The sequence below is a fragment of the Enterococcus sp. AZ140 genome (assembly GCF_051714405.1).
Classification (GTDB): domain Bacteria; phylum Bacillota; class Bacilli; order Lactobacillales; family Enterococcaceae; genus Enterococcus_B; species Enterococcus_B pernyi.
In genome coordinates this window covers 891,330-910,201 of sequence record NZ_JBIORU010000001.1, presented here as the reverse complement: position 1 = coordinate 910,201, position 18,872 = coordinate 891,330, and the positions used below count along the sequence as shown (strand labels likewise).

At 37.6% G+C, this 18,872-nt stretch carries 20 protein-coding genes and 1 tRNA gene; 3 read left to right on the top strand and 18 right to left on the bottom strand.

What is annotated here, in order from left to right:
• Positions 1-2 precede the first annotated feature (2 nt).
• The 5 genes from IGJ39_RS04330 to map all read right to left on the bottom strand — a co-directional run bounded on the left by IGJ39_RS04330 (position 3) and on the right by map (position 5,219).
• Positions 3-830 carry a glycosyltransferase gene (locus IGJ39_RS04330; RefSeq protein WP_195339118.1) on the bottom strand — a complete coding sequence of 276 codons (828 nt, stop codon included), beginning with the start codon at positions 828-830 and terminating at the stop codon, positions 3-5.
• Positions 830-1,630: a glycosyltransferase gene (locus tag IGJ39_RS04325; RefSeq protein WP_019722605.1), complete on the bottom strand. Its 801-nt coding sequence runs from the start codon at positions 1,628-1,630 to the stop codon at positions 830-832. The genes IGJ39_RS04330 and IGJ39_RS04325 overlap by 1 nt, the downstream gene beginning before the upstream one ends.
• Positions 1,630-2,760: an MraY family glycosyltransferase gene (locus IGJ39_RS04320; protein ID WP_010735949.1), complete on the bottom strand. Its 1,131-nt coding sequence runs from the start codon at positions 2,758-2,760 to the stop codon at positions 1,630-1,632. The genes IGJ39_RS04325 and IGJ39_RS04320 overlap by 1 nt, the downstream gene beginning before the upstream one ends.
• 77 nt (positions 2,761-2,837) lie before the next feature.
• Positions 2,838-3,761, bottom strand: coding sequence for a YihY/virulence factor BrkB family protein (locus IGJ39_RS04315; protein ID WP_010735950.1), 924 nt, complete (start codon positions 3,759-3,761; stop codon positions 2,838-2,840).
• A gap of 693 nt (positions 3,762-4,454) precedes the next feature.
• Complete coding sequence (gene map / locus IGJ39_RS04310; RefSeq protein ID WP_104871465.1) at positions 4,455-5,219, bottom strand: type I methionyl aminopeptidase; 765 nt, start codon at positions 5,217-5,219, stop codon at positions 4,455-4,457.
• Between the two features lie 162 nt (positions 5,220-5,381).
• Here map and IGJ39_RS04305 point away from each other — a divergent pair, with 162 nt between their 5' ends.
• Complete coding sequence (locus tag IGJ39_RS04305) at positions 5,382-5,825, top strand: flavodoxin (RefSeq protein WP_010735952.1); 444 nt, start codon at positions 5,382-5,384, stop codon at positions 5,823-5,825.
• Positions 5,826-5,938: 113 nt separating this feature from the next.
• Here IGJ39_RS04305 and IGJ39_RS04300 read toward each other — a convergent pair whose 3' ends face one another.
• Positions 5,939-6,508, bottom strand: a complete 570-nt coding sequence (locus IGJ39_RS04300) for a TetR/AcrR family transcriptional regulator (protein WP_010735953.1) — start codon at positions 6,506-6,508, stop codon at positions 5,939-5,941.
• Between the two features lie 260 nt (positions 6,509-6,768).
• On the opposite strand from IGJ39_RS04300, the gene IGJ39_RS04295 reads away from it, so the two are divergent.
• Positions 6,769-8,001, top strand: coding sequence for an aminopeptidase (locus IGJ39_RS04295; protein WP_108145909.1), 1,233 nt, complete (start codon positions 6,769-6,771; stop codon positions 7,999-8,001).
• A gap of 60 nt (positions 8,002-8,061) precedes the next feature.
• On the opposite strand, the gene IGJ39_RS04290 is transcribed toward IGJ39_RS04295, so the two are convergent.
• Positions 8,062-8,226 (bottom strand): hypothetical protein, encoded by a 165-nt coding sequence (locus tag IGJ39_RS04290; RefSeq protein ID WP_010735955.1) that lies wholly within the window; start codon positions 8,224-8,226, stop codon positions 8,062-8,064.
• 122 nt (positions 8,227-8,348) lie between these two features.
• Here IGJ39_RS04290 and IGJ39_RS04285 point away from each other — a divergent pair.
• Positions 8,349-8,422: transfer RNA gene (locus tag IGJ39_RS04285), tRNA-Arg, on the top strand.
• 293 nt (positions 8,423-8,715) lie between these two features.
• On the opposite strand, the gene IGJ39_RS04280 is transcribed toward IGJ39_RS04285, so the two are convergent.
• The 11 genes from IGJ39_RS04280 to IGJ39_RS04230 form a co-directional block, all read right to left on the bottom strand.
• Positions 8,716-8,994, bottom strand: a complete 279-nt coding sequence (locus tag IGJ39_RS04280; RefSeq protein WP_019722905.1) for a zinc ribbon domain-containing protein — start codon at positions 8,992-8,994, stop codon at positions 8,716-8,718.
• A 34-nt stretch (positions 8,995-9,028) separates the two neighbouring features.
• A complete protein-coding gene (locus tag IGJ39_RS04275; protein ID WP_195339119.1) occupies positions 9,029-10,207 on the bottom strand; it encodes a GNAT family N-acetyltransferase in 1,179 nt (392 codons plus the stop codon).
• A 260-nt stretch (positions 10,208-10,467) separates the two neighbouring features.
• Positions 10,468-10,881 (bottom strand): DUF3284 domain-containing protein, encoded by a 414-nt coding sequence (locus tag IGJ39_RS04270; RefSeq protein WP_010735958.1) that lies wholly within the window; start codon positions 10,879-10,881, stop codon positions 10,468-10,470.
• Positions 10,881-11,063: a DUF3188 domain-containing protein gene (locus tag IGJ39_RS04265; protein ID WP_010735959.1), complete on the bottom strand. Its 183-nt coding sequence runs from the start codon at positions 11,061-11,063 to the stop codon at positions 10,881-10,883. The genes IGJ39_RS04270 and IGJ39_RS04265 overlap by 1 nt, the downstream gene beginning before the upstream one ends.
• A 23-nt stretch (positions 11,064-11,086) precedes the next feature.
• Positions 11,087-11,308, bottom strand: coding sequence for a hypothetical protein (locus IGJ39_RS04260; RefSeq protein WP_010735960.1), 222 nt, complete (start codon positions 11,306-11,308; stop codon positions 11,087-11,089).
• A gap of 108 nt (positions 11,309-11,416) precedes the next feature.
• Positions 11,417-12,877, bottom strand: coding sequence for a PTS sugar transporter subunit IIC (locus tag IGJ39_RS04255; RefSeq protein ID WP_010735961.1), 1,461 nt, complete (start codon positions 12,875-12,877; stop codon positions 11,417-11,419).
• A 109-nt stretch (positions 12,878-12,986) separates the two neighbouring features.
• Positions 12,987-13,307 carry a PTS lactose/cellobiose transporter subunit IIA gene (locus IGJ39_RS04250; RefSeq protein WP_010735962.1) on the bottom strand — a complete coding sequence of 107 codons (321 nt, stop codon included), beginning with the start codon at positions 13,305-13,307 and terminating at the stop codon, positions 12,987-12,989.
• A 26-nt stretch (positions 13,308-13,333) separates the two neighbouring features.
• Entirely contained in the window at positions 13,334-13,651 is a 318-nt protein-coding gene (locus IGJ39_RS04245; RefSeq protein WP_010735963.1) for a PTS sugar transporter subunit IIB, read from the bottom strand.
• Between the two features lie 151 nt (positions 13,652-13,802).
• Positions 13,803-16,505: a sigma 54-interacting transcriptional regulator gene (locus tag IGJ39_RS04240; protein ID WP_066026554.1), complete on the bottom strand. Its 2,703-nt coding sequence runs from the start codon at positions 16,503-16,505 to the stop codon at positions 13,803-13,805.
• Positions 16,506-16,567: 62 nt separating this feature from the next.
• Positions 16,568-17,845 carry a DEAD/DEAH box helicase gene (locus tag IGJ39_RS04235; protein WP_195339120.1) on the bottom strand — a complete coding sequence of 426 codons (1,278 nt, stop codon included), beginning with the start codon at positions 17,843-17,845 and terminating at the stop codon, positions 16,568-16,570.
• The gene (locus IGJ39_RS04230) at positions 17,845-18,858 is read right to left on the bottom strand and encodes a Gfo/Idh/MocA family protein (protein ID WP_195339121.1); all 1,014 of its coding nucleotides are present in this window, start codon (positions 18,856-18,858) and stop codon (positions 17,845-17,847) included. Before IGJ39_RS04230 ends, IGJ39_RS04235 begins: the two co-directional genes overlap by 1 nt.
• Positions 18,859-18,872 lie beyond the last annotated feature (14 nt).

The following is an 18,872-nucleotide window of genomic DNA, read 5'->3' as shown; positions in this document are numbered from 1 at the left end:
TTTCACACCTTCCAATTATCAACAAACGAACGTAAAGTCATTCGCCAGATTTGACGATTCTTGACAGTCAAAAATTGCTTTGTCATTCTTAATACTAACTGCTTCCGATGTTGCATTAAATGCTGACGGTCGTATTCTTGGTAAAAGATCGACTCAGCAGCCAATATCGACTGATAGCGTGTTACGTTGACTTTTTTATAATCTAATACTGAGAGATCATGAGTCATGCTAGTGGCTAAAACTACAATTTCTTTGTTTAATTGTTTGATTTGCCAAAAAAGCCAATGATCTAAAAAATCGAGTGGGAACACTGTATTATAGCCATTGATCTCTCTTAAAAATGTGAGCGAGAATGCCGCGCCAGAATTGATTGCCATAATCCGTTGACGTGTTACTACTGGCTCTTCGATCACTTCGAAGTGGCGATTGATATAGTGGTCTGCCCACACCGGAGAGATTTGTTTTGTACCAGAAAATACTAAGGGGACCGCAGCTACTCGCTCCTTTGTCCAAGTGAGTTCGGCTATGGTTTCTAAATAATTAGTACCTAACTGAGTGTCCTGATCTAATGTTATAAGTGTCTGTACTGTATCTGAAATGTGGTCAATTGCATAATTGTAAGCAACCGCTAGGCCTGGATTTGCTGGATCATGATGATAATGGACGTTCTTTTCTGAATAAAGCACATCAGCATGTGCAACAGGACTATTATCAAAAATAACTAACTCTACTGTCCCAGCTTGGGTAGCTGCTTTTAAATAATCGTAAGAAGGCGATTGGCTGATTTTTTGGTGATACAATACGATCACTACTGCTATTTCTGGTGTCATTAGAAGAAAGTCCACCCCCACTTATGGAAGAATTTCATCATTGAATTTAAAAATATTCGAAAAAGCTTGAAGTTACGATGTGCCCCTTTTCCATATAGATGGATGGCGCTATAACGTGGCGTATAAAGGATTTTTTCGTTTGCTTTTTCAAAACTTAAACAAAGATCATTATCTTCAAAATACATAAAGTAGCGAGTATCAAACCCATTGATTGATTTGAATTTCGCAACATCTACTACCATAAAACTACCAGAAATCATGCGAACATAAGAATCACGATCCTCCGGCAAATCACGACATTCAAAGCGATTCAATCGCCGATCAAACATTTTTTTGACAAATTTGAAAGGAATGAAACGTAGTACATAGTCGAATAGAGCTAAACGCTGTCTAATCAAGTATTGAGTCGTCCCATCTTCATTCAAGATTTTAGGTGCCAACATCGCACATTCAGGATGCGTTTCTAAGAGCGCAACCAGGTCGATCACCGTCTGCTCATCTACTAAAATATCTGGATTAAAAATCACCGCATATTTTGCAGCGCTTTGGAGCAAGGTATGGTTATGACCAAATCCAAAGCCTCGGTTTTCATTATTGAAATAAATATTCATGAACGGATATTTTAAATATTCGCGTAATCGGTCTTGGTATTCAGGTGTCGAGTTATTATCAAAAATTTGAAATTCAATTGCCGGTTCTTCACCGATCGTCGCAATGATCGTATCTAATGTCTGGAATATTTTTTTACTATTTGCTGTCACAATGCTAATTAAAATCGGCTTTTTTTTATTGTTCTCCATTAAGGTCTTTTCCATTTCTTAAAGTATTTCTGCATCACTTGTGTACGGTATTCTTTATTCCCTAAAAACCGTAATGTTTTTAGAATGAATTGGTATTTTTCATTGATCAATCCGATCAATTCAAATAATAAAATAGCAGCAAATAGCATCACTAAGAACAAAGCAATCGTTCCAAGACTTCCCGTATAATTCATGATCATTGCAGTAAATGAAAACATCAAAGCGATGGAGTAGATCGTCAAAACAGCTCCTTTATGGGTAAAGCCTAAAGCGAGCAATCGATGATGCAAATGCTTCTTATCTGCCGTAGAAAATGATACTCGATTCGCTTTTCTACGAATGATTGCAAAAAAAGTATCTGTAACAGGTACCCCCATGATGATCAACAAAGAAATCGATGAAACGAAAGTAACATTCTTTAATCCTTGCAATGATAAAACCGCCATCATAAAGCCTAAGAAAAGTGCACCTGTATCCCCTAAATATATTTTGGCAGGATAAAAATTGTAAGGAAAAAAGCCGATGATACTTGCGACTAAACAAAAAATAACTATAGGTATATAAACTGTTGAGGCATGTAAAAAAAAGTAACCAATAATACCAATGGTCATCAAGCCAATCAAAGATATCCCTGCTGCTAAGCCATCTAAACCATCAATCAAATTGACTGCATTAGTGATCCCAAAAATCCAAAAAATGGTGACAGGAAAACTAAGCCAACCTAATTGGATATATCCTAAGAACGGTAAGGTAAAAGAATCGATCCTGATATCAGCGACAAAATAGATGATCAAAGCCGCTAATAAAATACCAATACTTTTTTGCTTAGGTGAAAGTTCATATTTGTCATCAAGTAATCCGGTCAATACGATGACGGATGCAGCCAATAATATAGGTAGAATATAAAATTTAGGGATGATATCTTTGAATAAAAACAAACTAGATATCACGAAGGAAACAAAGATAGGTAAGCCACCAGCTGAAGGCATCGGCACTTTGTTTATTCGTCGTTCATTCGGTTTATCGACCATTCCAGTTTGAACTGAAATTATTTTAAAAATGGGGGTCAATATCAAAGACAATAAAATTGTCAAAAAAATCTTTATTACAATACTAAAAGAAACCAGCATACGGGCACCTACTTTATTTAAAGAGTCATTAATAATTATAAAACACTATCGCTATTTTACAATAAGAACTCGTGTTTCTAATTCTTTTTTTGAGAAAATTTATTTTTTAGTTTACCAAGCCATGTTGATGTGATGCTTCTTCGTTCTTTTATTTCGTTTCCTGTTATGTACTCTTGCACAACAGCATTGATGATTCCACCAAGAATAATGATCGTCGCAGCAAAGTTTAACCAAAGCATCAAAACGATAAAACTTCCGATGATTTGATAACCGCTCACACGCGTTGCAAAATAACGAGCATAAATTCCAAAAACTTGTGACAACAACATCCAACCAGTCGTTGCAAATACAGCACCAGGAATCACTGCTTTAAATTTCAATTGCGCATTTGGTACAATCCAATAAATCATAAACATGATCACAAATAAAGCCACCAAAGTAATCGGCCATTTCAATGTTTGGAATTGGTCAATAAAGTTTACAGGTATTTTAAAGATCGGTTGAATCGCCTCTAAAATCATTTGTCCTAATCCAAGTACTAAAGTGACACCACTAATCGCAATCATGAACAAGATGATAACTATTAAGGAAAAGAAACGGACAATGATGAAATTTTCTCTATTTTCAACTCCATACGCTTTATTCATGGCAATCTGTAACGCATTGATACTCTGACTAGCTGACCATAAAGCTGCAATAGCCGACAATGACAACAAACTACCAGAACTTTGTGTCAACAAATTTTTTACCGCCGGTCCAATAAACTGATAGATCGTTTCAGGAATCACTTGGCGAATATAAGTCAAGACAGTTTCTTGATCGATTTGAAGATACGGTAGAATATTTCCAAGCGCAATAATCAATGGAAACAAAGATAAGAGTAAATAATAAGCCACAACTACTGAAGTCGTTCCCATTTCAGAATCAACGATCCTCTTTTGCGTCGTCTCAATAAAACGCATTAAATTCTTATGTTGTTTTATTTTATTCAAAATATTCATAGTAATCTCCTGTTCAAGGTTGTGAAAAAGCCGGTCAGCTCCAAGTATTAAGAGCAACATTGAGAAAATAGCTTCTCATATTTTTTCGATGTTGCTCTTAATATCGTAGGAGTTGGCTTTTGAACACCGTTTATCATAGGTTGTGAGAAAAGCGCTTTGACCTGAGCATTAAGCTAAAAAATCAGAAAATAGCTCCCCATATTTTTTGATTTTTTAGCTTAATGTTGAAGGTCAGCTTTTCGAACACCGTTTATCTAGGTTGTGAAAGAAGCGGTCTACACTGAGTAATAAGGCAGAAAAATCGAAAATGGCTTTTTCATTTTGGATTTTTTTGACTTATTATTGAAGTGTTGCTTCTTGAACACCGTTTATCATAGGTTGTGAAAAAGCCGGTCAGCTCCAAGTATTAAGGCAGAATTTGAGAAAATAGCTCTCCATATTTTTTCAAATTTTGCCTTAATATTGAAGGAGCTGGCTTTCGAACACCGTTTATCTAGGTTGTAAAAAAACTAATAACACTGAGGAAAAGGGTGGCAAACCAGAAAATAATAGACATATTTTTCCAATTGCCACCCTACTATCTTAGTTACTAGCTTTCCTACAATTTTTATCCATTATTTGAAGAAGAAGGTCATCAACAACTTTCTCCATTTAATATTAAACAGTTTGCAAACTGTTCGTTGAAAGAAGAACTTAATAAGTTCCTTCCTCACCTTGAGAAGTCAAGATTCTTGGACCATCTTTGGTGATAGCCAATGTGTGTTCATATTGGCAAGATAATCCACCATCTCTGGTATAAGCTGTCCAACCATTTGGGTCCATTTTCATTTTCCATGTTCCTGTATTGACCATTGGCTCGATCGTAATGACCATACCTTCTTTTAAACGTAGCCCTTTACCTGGTTCACCATAGTGAGGAATAGTTGGTTCTTCATGGATCGTTGGTCCTACCCCATGTCCAACAAAGTCTCGTACGATTCCTAGATTTTCTCCTTCGACATACGTTTGGATCGCATGACCAATATCCCCAATACGATTACCAACTTGCGCTTGCTCAATACCGATATATAGTGCTTTTTTTGTCACTTCCATCAAACGATCAATTTCAGGTGTGGATTCACCGACTACATATGCCCAGCAAGAATCAGAGATTCCGCCTTTTAAGTCAATACACATATCCACTTTCACTAAGTCGCCACTTTTTAGTGGTTTTTTTCGGGGAAAACCATGACAGATTTCATCATTGATACTGATACATGTCGCATATTCATATCCTTCAAATCCAATTTGGGCAGCGACTCCGCCGTGACTTTCGATATAATCACGTACAAATACTTCGATATCCCAACTAGTTACTCCTGGTTTAATGAAGTCTCGCAGATTTTTATGGACATCTGCTAATAATGCACCAGACTCTGCCATTGCTTCGATCTCACGTGCTGATTTTAATGTTATCATCTATTCTCGTCTCCTTTTTACAAATCCTTTTTATTTTAACATAGTAGGAAGTATTTAGCCAAATCCCATAGTACCTTTATAAATCTCGCTTCCTTTTTCTCAAACTTTTGGTATAATTGGTAGTTGTTGAAATGCTATTCATTAAAATTTAGGAGGCGCCTTATGGCTTTAGCAAAAATCGTTTATGCAAGTATGACTGGTAACACGGAAGAAATCGCCGATATTGTTGCAGAGGCTCTGGAAAATATGGATATCGATGTTGAAATCAATGAATGCACACAAGTAGATGCAGAAGACTTTCAAGAAGCAGATATTTGCGTAGTTGCTACTTATACATACGATGACGGTGATCTACCGGACGAAATCGTTGATTTTTATGAAGATTTACAAGAACTTGAATTACCTGGAAAAATCTACGGTGTGTGTGGCTCTGGAGATACTTTCTATGATGAGTTTTGTAAGTCAGTGGACGATTTTGATGCTGCCTTTGCAAAAACTGGTGCTGTTAAAGGTGCCGAAAGCGTGAAAGTTGATTTAAACGCTGAGGAAGAAGATATTGAAAATCTTGAAGCGTTCGCAAAATCTCTTGTATCCATGTTATCTTAATCACAAAAAGAAGGATGTGTTTACCACATCCTTCTTTTTATTTAGAAGCATTACGTTTTGTAAATCAAGGCATTACTATCAAATGGGGTTGATCAATTTTTCAAATAAGCAGATCAGTCTACTTCAATCGGATCTTTTAAGCTTAAAATGGCATTGATGCTGTCTTGGATCATCTTCTCGATTTGTGTATCCGTCGGATGGATGATATTCGATGACATCAAAGCTGCGATACCTGTTGCAATGATCCAAGTCCCATTGTGAAGCGAGACTAGTTTATCATCTGACAAGTCCATGTATTTTGGATCTTCTTTCACTACGTCCATAAAGTAATTATAGGAGAAATTTTGCATCTCTCTTCCGCCGCCATACTCTTCCAAGTAAAGTGAGCTATATAATTTCTTTTCACGATTTGCGAAATGGATGTAATTCAACGCTAGATCGACAATCGTATTGCCGGTATGTTCTACAGGAAAGACTTCGTATTTTAGATAATCGTAGATTTGCTCAAATAGCGCGTGTTTCAAATCATCCATATTTTTAAACTCTAGATAGATTGGTTGAGTAGAACAGTTCATTTTATTTGCAATGTTTCTCGCAGTGAATTTTGAAAATCCTTCATTGGCAGCAACTTCATAGGCGGCTGCCAAAATCTGCTCCTTTGTTATCGTTTTTTTTCTTGCCATAATTTTCTAATCTCCTTGAAATTTTTTATAACGCTTCCACCATTGATTAATACTATTGTACCATTTTTTTTCAATAAGCAAAACTTGTTTTTTTATTTTTTACAAATTTTTCTGTCATTATACTCGGATATCAACGCTTTTTTGTGTTTTCTAATTAAAAACAAATGATTATTTTATCAGATGTTTATTTGTTTCACTTCTAATAAAATGTTATCATACAATGAGGAATTACAAAAAATACGATGAGGAGGAATTTAATTATGTCAGCTGATTTTAATGTTAATTTAAAAAAATACGCCCGTTTAATTGCAGAAACAGGGGTCAATGTATCGAAGGGGCACACAGTAGTCTTACAAATCAATGTAGAGCAAGCGGAATTAGCCCGATTGATCACGAAAGAGGCTTACCAATTAGGTGCAGATGAGGTGATCGTTCAATGGACAGATGATATCATTCAAAAAGAATTCTTGACTCACGCTGCAGATGATCGAATCTCTACAGTTCCACAATATAAAATCGATCAAGCAGATGATTGGATTGAAAAAGGTGCAAGCAGAATCAGCGTTGTTTCTTCTGATCCAGATGCATTCGCAGGAGTTGACAATGATCGTGTAGCCACTTATCAATCAGCAGTTGGAAAAGCATTGATGAATCTAAGAAAAGCGACACAATCAAATAAAGTAAGTTGGACAGTTGTCGCAGCTGCTGGGAAACAGTGGGCAGCAAAAGTATTCCCTGATCTACCAGAGGAAGAACAAGTCGACGCATTATGGGATGAGATTTTCAAAACGACTCGCATTTATGAATCTGATCCTGTAATTGCTTGGAAAAATCACGATGAAAAACTAGCGACAAAAGCAGAAGAATTGAACAAAGAACAATTTACAGCTTTACATTATACTGCCCCAGGGACAGATATCGTAATTGGCTTGCCGAAAAATCACTTGTGGGAAGGCGCTGGAAGTTATAATGCTCGTGATGAAAAATTCATGGCAAACATGCCAACAGAAGAAGTCTTCACCGCACCTGATAGTCATCGCGTTGATGGGTATATCTCAAGTACGAAACCTTTAAGTTATGCAGGAACGACCATTACTGGAATGAAATTTACATTTAAAGACGGTAAAGTCGTTGATTTTTCAGCGGAACAAGGACAAGAAGTCTTGGCAAAACTACTAGATACCGATGAAGGTGCACGTCGTTTAGGCGAAGTTGCTCTAGTTCCTGATCCTTCACCGATTTCACAATCTGGTATCATTTTCTATAACACATTATTCGACGAAAATGCTTCAAACCATTTAGCACTTGGTTCAGCCTATGCGTTTAGTGTGCAAGGTGGAACAGAAATGACCGATGAAGAATTGGCAGCTGCAGGCTTGAATCGAAGCCAGACGCATGTGGATTTCATGGTTGGTTCAGATAAAATGGATATTGATGGTATCCGCGAAGATGGCTCACGCGTACCGATCTTCAGAAATGGCGACTGGGCGTAATAATAAAACAAAAAAAGATCTGGAAATCCCAGATCTTTTTTTGTTTTTCCATAGATATGTTTATAATAAATCTTCTTTTTTAGTAAACGTAAATTTGCGACTTTCTTTTTCTACAGGTTTTTCTTCTTCGTGTTTTTGGATTGCCTCTTTCGTAATTTCTTCACGTTCTCTTTTTGCTTCATCTAAACGTTCTGCAATTACTTCTTCTTTTGGCTTATCAGACATAATCAAAACCCCCTTTATCACCCTCATTCTACCACTCAGGATTCCTTTATTGGAAACGTTTTGCTCTAAAAATCAGCTTGCATGTATGCCTTCAAAGCGCTAAAATAATAGTATTGATGCTTGTTCCTGTAGCTCAGTAGGATAGAGCGATCGCCTCCTAAGCGATAGGTCGCTGGTTCGATTCCAGTCAGGAACGTCTTAGAACTTATCATGAGTTTGTGATAGTGATGTTCAGCTCCGATAAATAAGCCCGCTCCCCAGAAATTTGTTCTTGTATTTTGGGGGACGGGCTTATTTCTTATGGACACTGTTTATTCAGTTTTAATAATCATGAGATCCCTCAAGTCACAATCCCCTATTATATTTCTGCTCTTTAAAAAATAGCGTCAAAAGTTAAATCCCATTTTTTTACTTATTACCAAATACATTATGCGAAGTCATTTTATTCGATAATGAGGTAGCATCCATTTTTTGCTATTGGAATAAACTTTATTGATGTTTCCACCTTTTTAAATCTGGGAAAAAGTGATGCATGAATTCCCGTGCTTCTTCCTTTGTCTTGCCTTGTTCTTTCAGCATGCCTGATTCATTCATGTGCTTGACACTCTCTTCAATCATTTCATCCATTGTACAATCAGTTAAAAATGCGCCATCTTTGTAGCAGTAAATGCAATATTCTTCACTCTTGCTATTGTTTTTGTTTGTCCCTAAAATCTCAACTGAATCAAGTGGCATCCCACAACTTTGACAATACGTCATTGCTTCCATTTCTATGCTCCTCCTATCATCTGATTGTCTTCACTCAGAAATAATCATTGAGAATTGGTTGTTGGTTAGGCAGTGCTTGACTAAGTTCAGCCACCAATGCGCCTTCTACTTTGATTTTTTCATGGAAATCAAGCTCTTCAACTGTTTGATATCCTAACAATAATTGTGTCAAGCTTTGAATCGTTCCACTGACCACAGGTAATTCTGTCTGTTGGACTTTCTTTACTTCAAGTACTCCATTGACATAAGAAATATCAAAAAATCCTTCGTTCCATTTTGCATACGGATCTTCTGTCACATGGATAGAAAAGTTGATTGCATGTCGGAATGGATAAGTCTGCATAAATTTCTCAATATCTACGATTCTCCCCATCATATAAGGCGTGATCGTGGTTTTAGCAAATGGATTATCCAATAAATAATTTTTACTGTAGCCAGAAAAACCACATGTATACTCAAACGAATCAAATGCGCCACTATGTGAACCAACGAAACGCATCAATCCTTTCAATGCTTCATGATTCAGATAACCCATTTCGACGATGATAAATGTAGGGGCGGCTAATTTATAAACGACATATCCTGTAGCATTCCCCTCACGGTCGTAATACAGTGCATATTGATTCTCTTTTCGTTGTTTAAACTTGTAGGAATACCACCATTCTTCTCGGACCAAACCGCCTCGCGTACTCTCCGGCATATTTGTATAAACGGATCGTATGGCATCCACTGATTCTTCAAAACTTGTCCGTTTCATATAACCAGTTGTTTTCTTTACAGCTGGCATATCACGGCTCGCCAACTCATAGCTGATTCGATCAAATAATTGTTCGTAGCCATAGCGACGATAAAAAGGATAAGAAAATGGTGCTAGATAAGACAGCGTGACATTTCTTTCTCGACAGTCTTCAAGAATTTTTTCCATGATCCGATTGATACCGCCCTGCCCTCGCGCTTCAGGATAGGAAGCAACGTATCCAATCCCAGCCATCAAGTAATTTTTTCCATAGAAATCCACTGAAAAAGGTGTGGCCATTACTTGACTTGTCAAATGGCCCTCTGGATCTAAAAAGCCGTAGTTCCATGAATTTTCAACAATCATTTTAAATCGTTCACGTCGTTCGTCTGTATCTTGTGAATTAAAAGCATAGGTTGCTAAAGCGTACATTTCTTCTAGCGCTTGGTTCCCTAATTCTTTTATAACATTCGTCATACTTTCCCTTCTCCCTTTAAATATCTATACCAATTGTACTATTATTTTCTTTATAATAGCAAGCGGACCTTCATTACTTTCACAAAGTAGTATCTCTCAAAAAATGATTTACAAAAAATAGCGCTAAAAAGCCAAAATAGAACAAACGATTTTGGTTTTTAGCGCTTCATTTTTTTGATCCAAACGTTGTTTCCACAACTTATTCTTATTTTGATCATTAGTTATCCTCTTGGATGGACGATTTGATTGACCATCCTCTTTTAATAGGATTCTTCAATCATCCCTAGCATCTTTTTAAAACGTCTCTTTTTAAAATACATCAACATCGTTCCTAAGATCATATCATTCATTTTCTGCAACATACCATGTGATTCCATTTGTTCCGTATAGTGGACTTCACACGATTTTTCATCAATTGGTTTGATTTGATAATGAACGACAAAATCATTTTTAGTCGTTGAGGTACGAAATTTATAAGATTGGTTATCAATGACTTCCTCAATGATAATGCGTGCACGATTATTTTGAGAGAATTGTTTGACGTATTCAAGATTCTTTAATTGTTTGCGTGTCACTGATTTCCCAGTGGCTTTGCGGACATCAAAAAGAACAGAATCCATCACTTTATCATAGAAAAACGATGCCGGAATGTTTAGTGTTTTAATTATTTCCATTAGTTCTTTTTCTCCTTTGCTTCTTCTTTTTTCTTACCTTTTAAAAAGAAGTAAATCCCTAGTCCTGCAAAAAACAACCCAGTGACCATACTATAAATGTCATATTGTTGTGTTCCCGGATTTAAACTATATAGTATGATCAGTGAACCAATACTACACAAAAACAATCCATTTTTTATCATTTGAACCACCCTTATCTTGTTTCTTAGACTGCTGCTGCTTGGAAATATAATACCGTGCCCCATGGTTGAGCTTTGATCAATTCTTTTGCTGTTTTGGCAGCTGCTTCTTTATCTTCTGCACTTGTTTCAAAGAATAATTTGATTCCTTGTTTTTCTTTGAAGGTAAAGGTCATGCCTTCTTCGTTGTATCCTTCTAATAATTCTTTGATTGCATCTTGTTGCATAGCACTAGCGATTGAAATCATTTGTTCTCCTCTTTTCTTTTTTTATTGATTACTTTTAGTTTTACTCGAATGAAGCGAGGGCTAGGGATTTGACGGATCGTCATCGCCCATAGCCCCTACTTCAACTGATTATTTAGGTTCCCCTGCTGCTGGATCCATTTTATTTGCTGACATCACAAATGGTGCCCAGATCAGGAAGGTCACGACCATACATACTAATGTGACAATCGGCGCCCGCCAGTCTGCCCCTGTTGCAAGGAACGATAGCAAGAACGGTGGGACGACCCAAGTCACTTGTTGGGATACCGGTGCGACTAATCCTAGATAAGTAGCTACCCAACCAATTGTTGTTGCAACAACTGGCGCAACCAAGAATGGGATAAACATGATCGCATTCAAGACAATTGGTAAACCAAACATCACTGGTTCATTGATATTGAAGATACCAGGTCCAATCGAAAGTTTTGCTACAGTCAAGTAGTCTGCACGTTTTGATAATAGTAAGATAGCGATCAATAGAACGATTGTTCCACCTGATCCACCAAACCATGCAAACGCATCAAATGAGCCACGTACCCACATGTAAGCTTTACCATCTTCAATCGCATCTAATACTGCAGGTGTTCCTGTTTTGCCATTGTAACCTTTTTGGAAGATATCGATGTTGATCAATTGTGCTTGACCCCAAATACCTTCTAATACTGGTGCTAATACGTTCGGACCATGGATACCAAAGAACCAGAAAATCTGAACGAAGATCGTAACGATTAATACAGCACCAATACCTTGTGATAAGCCTAAGAAAGGTTCTGCAATATATTTTTGTACTAAATCAATGATCAGTTGACCATCTGCCACACGTCCAACAACATAATTAATGATAGCGATGACATATAATGAAATCGTTGCTGGTAGGATTGCTGCAAATGCTTTAGAAACTGCGGGTGGTACTGAGTCAGGCATTTTGATCGTGATATTAGCAAGCATCAATTTACAGAAAATGATAACAGAGATTGCACCCATGATCATTACTGTAAAGTAGGCGTTACCGTTTAAATGATCTAATTTCAACCATCCCCACAAACCAACTGATAGAGTGCCATCAGCAATCGTTGCCCCAATTTCCGAGCCATTGATCGCATCTGCCACATTTTGTGGAACATTGACATTCAATGCAGCTGATAATGACGGGCCAAAAGCGATTCCTTGGATCAGTGTTGCTAAACCAACGATCCCTCCTGCTAAATCATTCACGCCATATGCACGGGCTAAATTATATCCCCATGAAAAGGCAAAGATCAGTCCGGCGATTGCTAAGGTACCATTCCAAACGAACCCATTGATGCCGATGATCACATTCAATACAGCAAAAAAACCTTTGTCTGCTGCTAAGCTGTCAGCATACGTACTAATAAATTGCTGTGGTAAATCACGAATAATTGCGTTGATCATTACAGCTACTGATCCAGCCATTGTTGCAGGCATCGTACCGATAAAAGCGTCACGCAATGCCACTAAGTGCTTTTGCGCGCCGATTCTTCCGGCAACTGGAAGGATGTATTTTTCCATCCAACTTGTTAATCCATTCATTATTACTTCCTCCTATAAGTTTTTATATAAAGAATAACTCCTTATACCAAATTAAAAAAATCCGTTCAAAAATTTTTTTCTTCTTCCGTTCAAAAAAGAAGTGTTTTGGTTATTCAACGTAAGTTCTACGATATAAATCAATGATTTCTTTTGCAAGGTCTGTAAATGCGATCGATGTCATCAAGTGATCTTGACTATGCACAGTCAACAGCGTTACTTGCATATGATTTCCTTGTGCTTCTTGCGTGAGCATTTGAGTTTGTGAATGATGCGCTTCTACCAGAGAGGCTTCAGCATCGCGGATTTTTTGCTCCGCTAAATCAAAATCTCCTTTTTTTGCCGCAGAAATCGCTTCCATTGCATCGCTTTTTGCATTTCCACCATACATGATCAATCCCATGATGGCTTCTAGATTTTGTTGATCTTCCACTATTCTACCTCCAGCTTCACGATTGATTATTTCATTAATTTTTCAGCTTGTTCAAGTACTTTTGCACCGTTCATCATGCCATAATCTTGCATATTGATAACATCCAATGGAATTCCTTTTGGCGCTAATTTTTGTTCAAATTGTGCTTTCATAAAGCGAACTTGTGGACCTAATAATAGAACATCTACATTTTTTGATTCAAGATTATTGTCAGCATCTGAAGCTGAAACCGCAAAGATATCTGCTTCCATTCCTTTTTCTTCTGCTGCTTTTTGCATTTTTGTTACTAATAAACTTGTACTCATTCCTGCAGAACATACTAACATGATTGTTTTTTTCTCCATTTTTTCCACTCCTTTAAATTTGGTTTTACACTATAACTATAATGCAAGAAGCATGCCAAACACTAAGTAACTAAAATAGCGTTTTCATAACACTGATCAAGCAAACACAGTGTACACACTAACCGTTAGTGTGTACACTGTGTAATTTCAATCATTTTTTTATTTTATTTTCTATAAACATTTGTGTGATAAAAGCAATTTCATGTTCTGGGATTTTCACACCATATTTACGTTCGATCCCGATCAAATTCGTTCGAACAATATCCATTTCTAAGCGATACATTTTTGCAAAAATGGGGAAATCATCAAATGTACGCAATTTTTCATGTTTGATTAGACCATCAATCAAAAAAGCAACATGGATCACGATACCCGTATCCACACCTGGTTCAACGATGATCGATAAGTCTGTTTGGATTTGTTGGATCGCTTTTTGCAAAGCTTGAATCAAACGTTCAACAGATGATATCGCATTCAATGAGTCTTTTAATGAATCAACAATTTTTGCTGTCGGAACTTCGTCATCTGCGATGCGTTTCAATGTATTGAGTTTTTCATCATCGAATACGTCATAGGCAGAAAAGAATGGGATATTTTGATAATCTACCTCAACAGTTCCGGCAATCGCCTTGATCTCATATTCTTCCAATAACGCATCAATGTGGCGTTTAAATGATTCACGTTCCAAAAACTGCATTTGGATCACTTCAACTTTATCCTGATTGATAACGGGCACAATTCGTTGATACAGTTTTGCTGCCACCCCTTCTCCAGTAAAACAAGTCACGATCACTGCTTTTTTCCGTTCGTTCATTTCCTGCTTTTCGATTTTAAATTGATCTTTGACAATCGATTCAAAAGACATTTGGATACTTTGGTAGATATCTTCTAAGCTTCTACCAACATTTGCCATCCGGATTGCTTCGATGACGATCATGGTACTGGTCATCGTGATTGCTTTTGTACGTATCCCCGTCTCTTCATAGATCAAATCGCTGAATGTATTCAGTGAACCCATATCAGTCAGTAATATCAACCCATTTGTTAAATTGCTTTGACGATTCTTTACATATTTCAATACTTCTTCGTACATGGATTGAACTTCCATCTCTAATGGCATATTGAACGCTTGACCGATCGTTGTTCCGAGTAAAGCTTGCGCCATCTCCAACATACTTGAAGCGGTTTGTCGCCCATGCATCAAGACTAACACGTCGACTTTGTTTTCTTTGACTGGTTCACTTTCTCCGAGGTTGATCGATAAAAACATACTGATAAAGCCAATTTCATCAAATGGTATCTCTACTTGTTGATCTTCTTCAATGATCGTAGACAAATCGATTGCAACTTGAAATTCTTTTTTGAACTTCTTTCGTATATTATTCAAGTCTGGATGAACGATCATATGTCCATCTTTCACACGATCCAATGTACTTTGCAAATGTAAGGCAAAGGCAAAGCGTGCTTTTTGGTTATAGATTCGGTCTAGTCGTTTCTCAGCAACATCGTATAGCTCATTTGTCAAACGCCAGATGTCTTCTGGAAGTAAATCTTTAGGAATCGTACTTTTCGTCAATTCTTTGACATACGTTTGAAAATAGGCATCAACATCTTTCGAGATCAACGCCTCAAGATCAATATTTTCGCCACCCGTTTCAGAAAGCGACATCACCTTTTCTTCAATATCATTGTACACTTGCATGTTTCTTTCTGGGTCCCGAGACCAAACCACATCAGCGAATCCTGGCTCAAATGTCAAATATTGACTCTTACTATCCATGAAGCGATCTAATCGTTCAGGGACTTCTTTGATTCGTAATAATCCTTTTTGGACTTGCAGGGATAACTCTTCTTTTCGAATGACTAATTTTTCTTCTTGGTGCATACGGTAATGAAGAAATGACTTAGCACAGACTAATTTCAGGTCACGTTTCACTTGCCCGATATTTCCCTCTGCGTCGTATAACATAAAAGCTAAAATCGCTTCTTTTTCAATATCGATCCGCTGATTCAAGCGATTCGCTTCTTGCTTGATAAACAAGGAAATGATTTCATACCGCTCATCTAATGAACGAGAGGCCAGATTTGGCAAAGTGATTGCCATCGGTATCCTGCGGTTAAATGTCGTCAAAAAACTTTCAGATGATTCTGTCGTTGCTCCGATGATCTGAACAGACGCCTCATGGACTTGTGCGCTCTCCCCTAATGGGCGATAAACGCCTTTGTCGATAAACGTGAAGAGCATCTCTTGCCCTTCTGGAGGTAAGCGATGGATCTCATCTAAAAATAAGATCCCCCCATCTGCTTTAGCCATCAAACCTTGGCTATCTTGTGTTGCACCTGTATAAGCACCTTTTTTTATTCCGAAGATATGTCCAAACAACAACTGTGGGTTTTGCGCATAATCTGCACAATTAAATGAAATAAATGGGGCATCTGGAGAAAGCATTTCCGAATCGATTGCAAAATGGTACATACATTCAGCAAACATCGATTTCCCTGTTCCTGTCTCCCCAAAAATAATCGTATGCAATCCTCTTGGCGGATATAAAATCGCTGCTTTAGCCTGTTGGATACTTACTTTTAATGATTCATTCTCCCCTACTAGGGTTTCAAAAGTGACTTGTGTAGAAGCGTCCACATGAACTTTATCTGAAGCTGTTTTTTTGGGAGGCATAGAATAAACTACAGGTCTGCCAGTGCTTTTCACGATGTAATGCGCTTTATATAAATCACTTAGATAACGACTTGCATTACTACGATCAATCTCTAATTGCTTCGCAACATCCGTTGCTGTCAATCCTTTATGATTTTCCGTAAGTAAATCCAAGATTTCTTCCTGTCTTTCGTTCATGCTAACTCTCCTTTAACCAAACGACCTGTTTCCATTTTCAATATAATAACACAAAAAGGCGCTTATTTGCGCCTTGCTCCTTTATTTTTATCTTTTTTATGCTTGTTTTTGTGTTTTTTTTTAGGAGAAGAAGCAACTTTTTTTGTAACTGTTTCACTTGCTTCTTTTTTTCCTAATTCTTTCTTTTTTGGGAGCATTTTTGTTGGGGCTTTTTCAGGAGCTTCTGTCTGTAAGCCTCCCCCATAAATAAATAATTCAGTGAGTTCTGTTTCTGTTTGTCGAGCCATTTTTTTTAAGTCTCTTAGTGTATGTTCATTCACAAAGGTGATGACTTGTCCTTCTTGCCCCATTCGACCAGTTCTACCTGCACGATGCAAATATGATTCTTCTGTCATTGGAACGTCGACATTGACAACATAAGGCAGTTCCGCGATATCTAGCCCACGAGCAGCTACATCCGTTGATAACAACATGCTGATTTTGCCTTCTTTGAATTGATTCAATGCCGCTTTTCGTAACAGCTTGTTTTGATCAGATGCTAAACTCGCCACGCGGATTCCTCGATAACTCATTTTTTCTTCCATCATGCCTAACTCACTCAACTGGTTGAAAAAAACAAGACCTTGGAAACCTTCCACATGGGCTAATCGTCTTAGATAGTCCTCTGTTTTTCGAGCAGGAACACGGATAAAATAGTGACTAAGTCCTTTTCTTGAATCATCCATTTTAGTGACATCGATGACTTTCAGCGATTGTTTAGTCAACGCTTCGATTTGCTCGATCGAACGATCGGCTGTAGCTGAAAAGAAAGCTAATTGATAGTCTGTTGGTGCTTGATGCATGATTTGATCGATAAATGGTCGATTTCCTTCATCAAACAGCTGATCCGCCTCATCAAATACGATTGTTTGGATTTGATGAGCCTTTATTTTTTTTTGTTTCATCAACTCTAATACACGACCTGGTGTGCCTACCAATACTTCCGGTTTCTTTTTTAGTCCTTCGATTTGGCGTTTGACATTTGCGCCGCCCACAACAGATTGGACAGAGATTGCTAAATCTTTTGCCCATTCACGGGTGACCTCAGCAACTTGGATCGCCAATTCTTGCGAAGAAGCAAGGATCAATAGGGTACTTGCCTCTCCTTTTTTCACATTCAATAGTAACGGCCATAGATAAGCTAAGGTCTTTCCAGAACCGGTTGGAGAAACAGCAATTAAGCTTTTACCTTCTTTTAAGTCAGTGAATACTTCTTGTTGGATAAACGATGGGACAGTGAACCCTTTGTCTGCCCATTTGTTTTGCCAATTAGTTGGAAAATGTTTTACAAAATCAGTCATTACTCAGTTCCCTCTTTATCTGCATCGAATTCGATCCCACCACTGATTCGCAAATCATAAACGACTTGATTCACGTTTCGTGCAAGTTCGACCCATTCTTCATACTGTAATCCCCATTGTGGATCTTTAGGGTTCATGATCACATTCGCAAAATCTTCTGCCTCTTCACTCATTGGATTTTCAGAAGCTACGATCTCTAATTTTTCAATTTGTTCATGGTTACGATCATGGTACTCTGCTTGCTCAATTGCATTGACGCCATTCATGATCACTGTTCCACTATCAAAATAAATCTCGGAAGGTAGATATGAATCACCAATTTTGCCCGGTTGGATTGCTACATCAAAAGTAGCATAGCGCAAGATCCCCCAACCTAATCCATCAACATCTGTAGCTATTTTTCTAGGGAAATAATGGACTTCTTGCGGCTTGCCAAACCAACCTACAGCTGCGTAGACAAGGTAAACGCCGAGATCCATCATTGCTCCACCTGAAAAACGCGGAGAGAAAATATTCGGTTCTTCCCCATCTAATACTTGATCATAACGAGAAGAATATTTCATATAGCTGAAATTTGCGCCAATGATCTCATCTTTCAAAGGTAAAAATTCTGCAATTTTTTTAAACCCAGCTTCATGGATATTTCGCGCGGCTTCAAAGAAAAAGACTTTCTCTTGGTTTGCCAAATGAATGATCTCTTCCATTTCTTTTGGTGTACTAAATGCCGGTTTTTCTACAATCACATTTTTTCCTGCCAAAATTGCTTGCTTCGCATGCTGAAAATGCAAACTATTTGGCGAAGCAATATAGACCGTATCCATGTGTTCTAACTCAAAAAAAACAGTTAAATCTGTTGCGAATGCGATATCGCCTTCATATTCTGCGCCAAATTGTTGCGCTTTTTCTAAATGTCTTGAATAAACAGCTGTTAGTTCATACTTACGTGTCGCTAATGCTGCTTGAACAAATTGATGGGTAATCCAATTTGTACCGATTATACCTAAATGGATCATCTTTACGCCTTCTT

What these genes read in the sequence shown, in the direction of transcription:
- IGJ39_RS04245 (WP_010735963.1), bottom strand. Translation starts at nt 13,651, where the DNA reads ATGGAGAAAAAAACAATCATGTTAGTATGTTCTGCAGGAATGAGTACA.
- IGJ39_RS04280 (WP_019722905.1), bottom strand. Translation starts at nt 8,994, where the DNA reads ATGGAAGCAATGACGTATTGTCAAAGTTGTGGGATGCCACTTGATTCA.
- IGJ39_RS04315 (WP_010735950.1), bottom strand. Translation starts at nt 3,761, where the DNA reads ATGAATATTTTGAATAAAATAAAACAACATAAGAATTTAATGCGTTTT.
- IGJ39_RS04300 (WP_010735953.1), bottom strand. Translation starts at nt 6,508, where the DNA reads ATGGCAAGAAAAAAAACGATAACAAAGGAGCAGATTTTGGCAGCCGCC.
- IGJ39_RS04270 (WP_010735958.1), bottom strand. Translation starts at nt 10,881, where the DNA reads ATGGAAATAATTAAAACACTAAACATTCCGGCATCGTTTTTCTATGAT.
- IGJ39_RS04305 (WP_010735952.1), top strand. Translation starts at nt 5,382, where the DNA reads ATGGCTTTAGCAAAAATCGTTTATGCAAGTATGACTGGTAACACGGAA.
- IGJ39_RS04275 (WP_195339119.1), bottom strand. Translation starts at nt 10,207, where the DNA reads ATGACGAATGTTATAAAAGAATTAGGGAACCAAGCGCTAGAAGAAATG.
- IGJ39_RS04260 (WP_010735960.1), bottom strand. Translation starts at nt 11,308, where the DNA reads ATGATTTCAATCGCTAGTGCTATGCAACAAGATGCAATCAAAGAATTA.
- IGJ39_RS04235 (WP_195339120.1), bottom strand. Translation starts at nt 17,845, where the DNA reads ATGACTGATTTTGTAAAACATTTTCCAACTAATTGGCAAAACAAATGG.
- IGJ39_RS04240 (WP_066026554.1), bottom strand. Translation starts at nt 16,505, where the DNA reads ATGAACGAAAGACAGGAAGAAATCTTGGATTTACTTACGGAAAATCAT.
- IGJ39_RS04320 (WP_010735949.1), bottom strand. Translation starts at nt 2,760, where the DNA reads ATGCTGGTTTCTTTTAGTATTGTAATAAAGATTTTTTTGACAATTTTA.
- IGJ39_RS04230 (WP_195339121.1), bottom strand. Translation starts at nt 18,858, where the DNA reads ATGATCCATTTAGGTATAATCGGTACAAATTGGATTACCCATCAATTT.
- IGJ39_RS04290 (WP_010735955.1), bottom strand. Translation starts at nt 8,226, where the DNA reads ATGTCTGATAAGCCAAAAGAAGAAGTAATTGCAGAACGTTTAGATGAA.
- IGJ39_RS04265 (WP_010735959.1), bottom strand. Translation starts at nt 11,063, where the DNA reads ATGATAAAAAATGGATTGTTTTTGTGTAGTATTGGTTCACTGATCATA.
- IGJ39_RS04295 (WP_108145909.1), top strand. Translation starts at nt 6,769, where the DNA reads ATGTCAGCTGATTTTAATGTTAATTTAAAAAAATACGCCCGTTTAATT.
- IGJ39_RS04330 (WP_195339118.1), bottom strand. Translation starts at nt 830, where the DNA reads ATGACACCAGAAATAGCAGTAGTGATCGTATTGTATCACCAAAAAATC.
- IGJ39_RS04325 (WP_019722605.1), bottom strand. Translation starts at nt 1,630, where the DNA reads ATGGAGAACAATAAAAAAAAGCCGATTTTAATTAGCATTGTGACAGCA.
- map (WP_104871465.1), bottom strand. Translation starts at nt 5,219, where the DNA reads ATGATAACATTAAAATCAGCACGTGAGATCGAAGCAATGGCAGAGTCT.
- IGJ39_RS04255 (WP_010735961.1), bottom strand. Translation starts at nt 12,877, where the DNA reads ATGAATGGATTAACAAGTTGGATGGAAAAATACATCCTTCCAGTTGCC.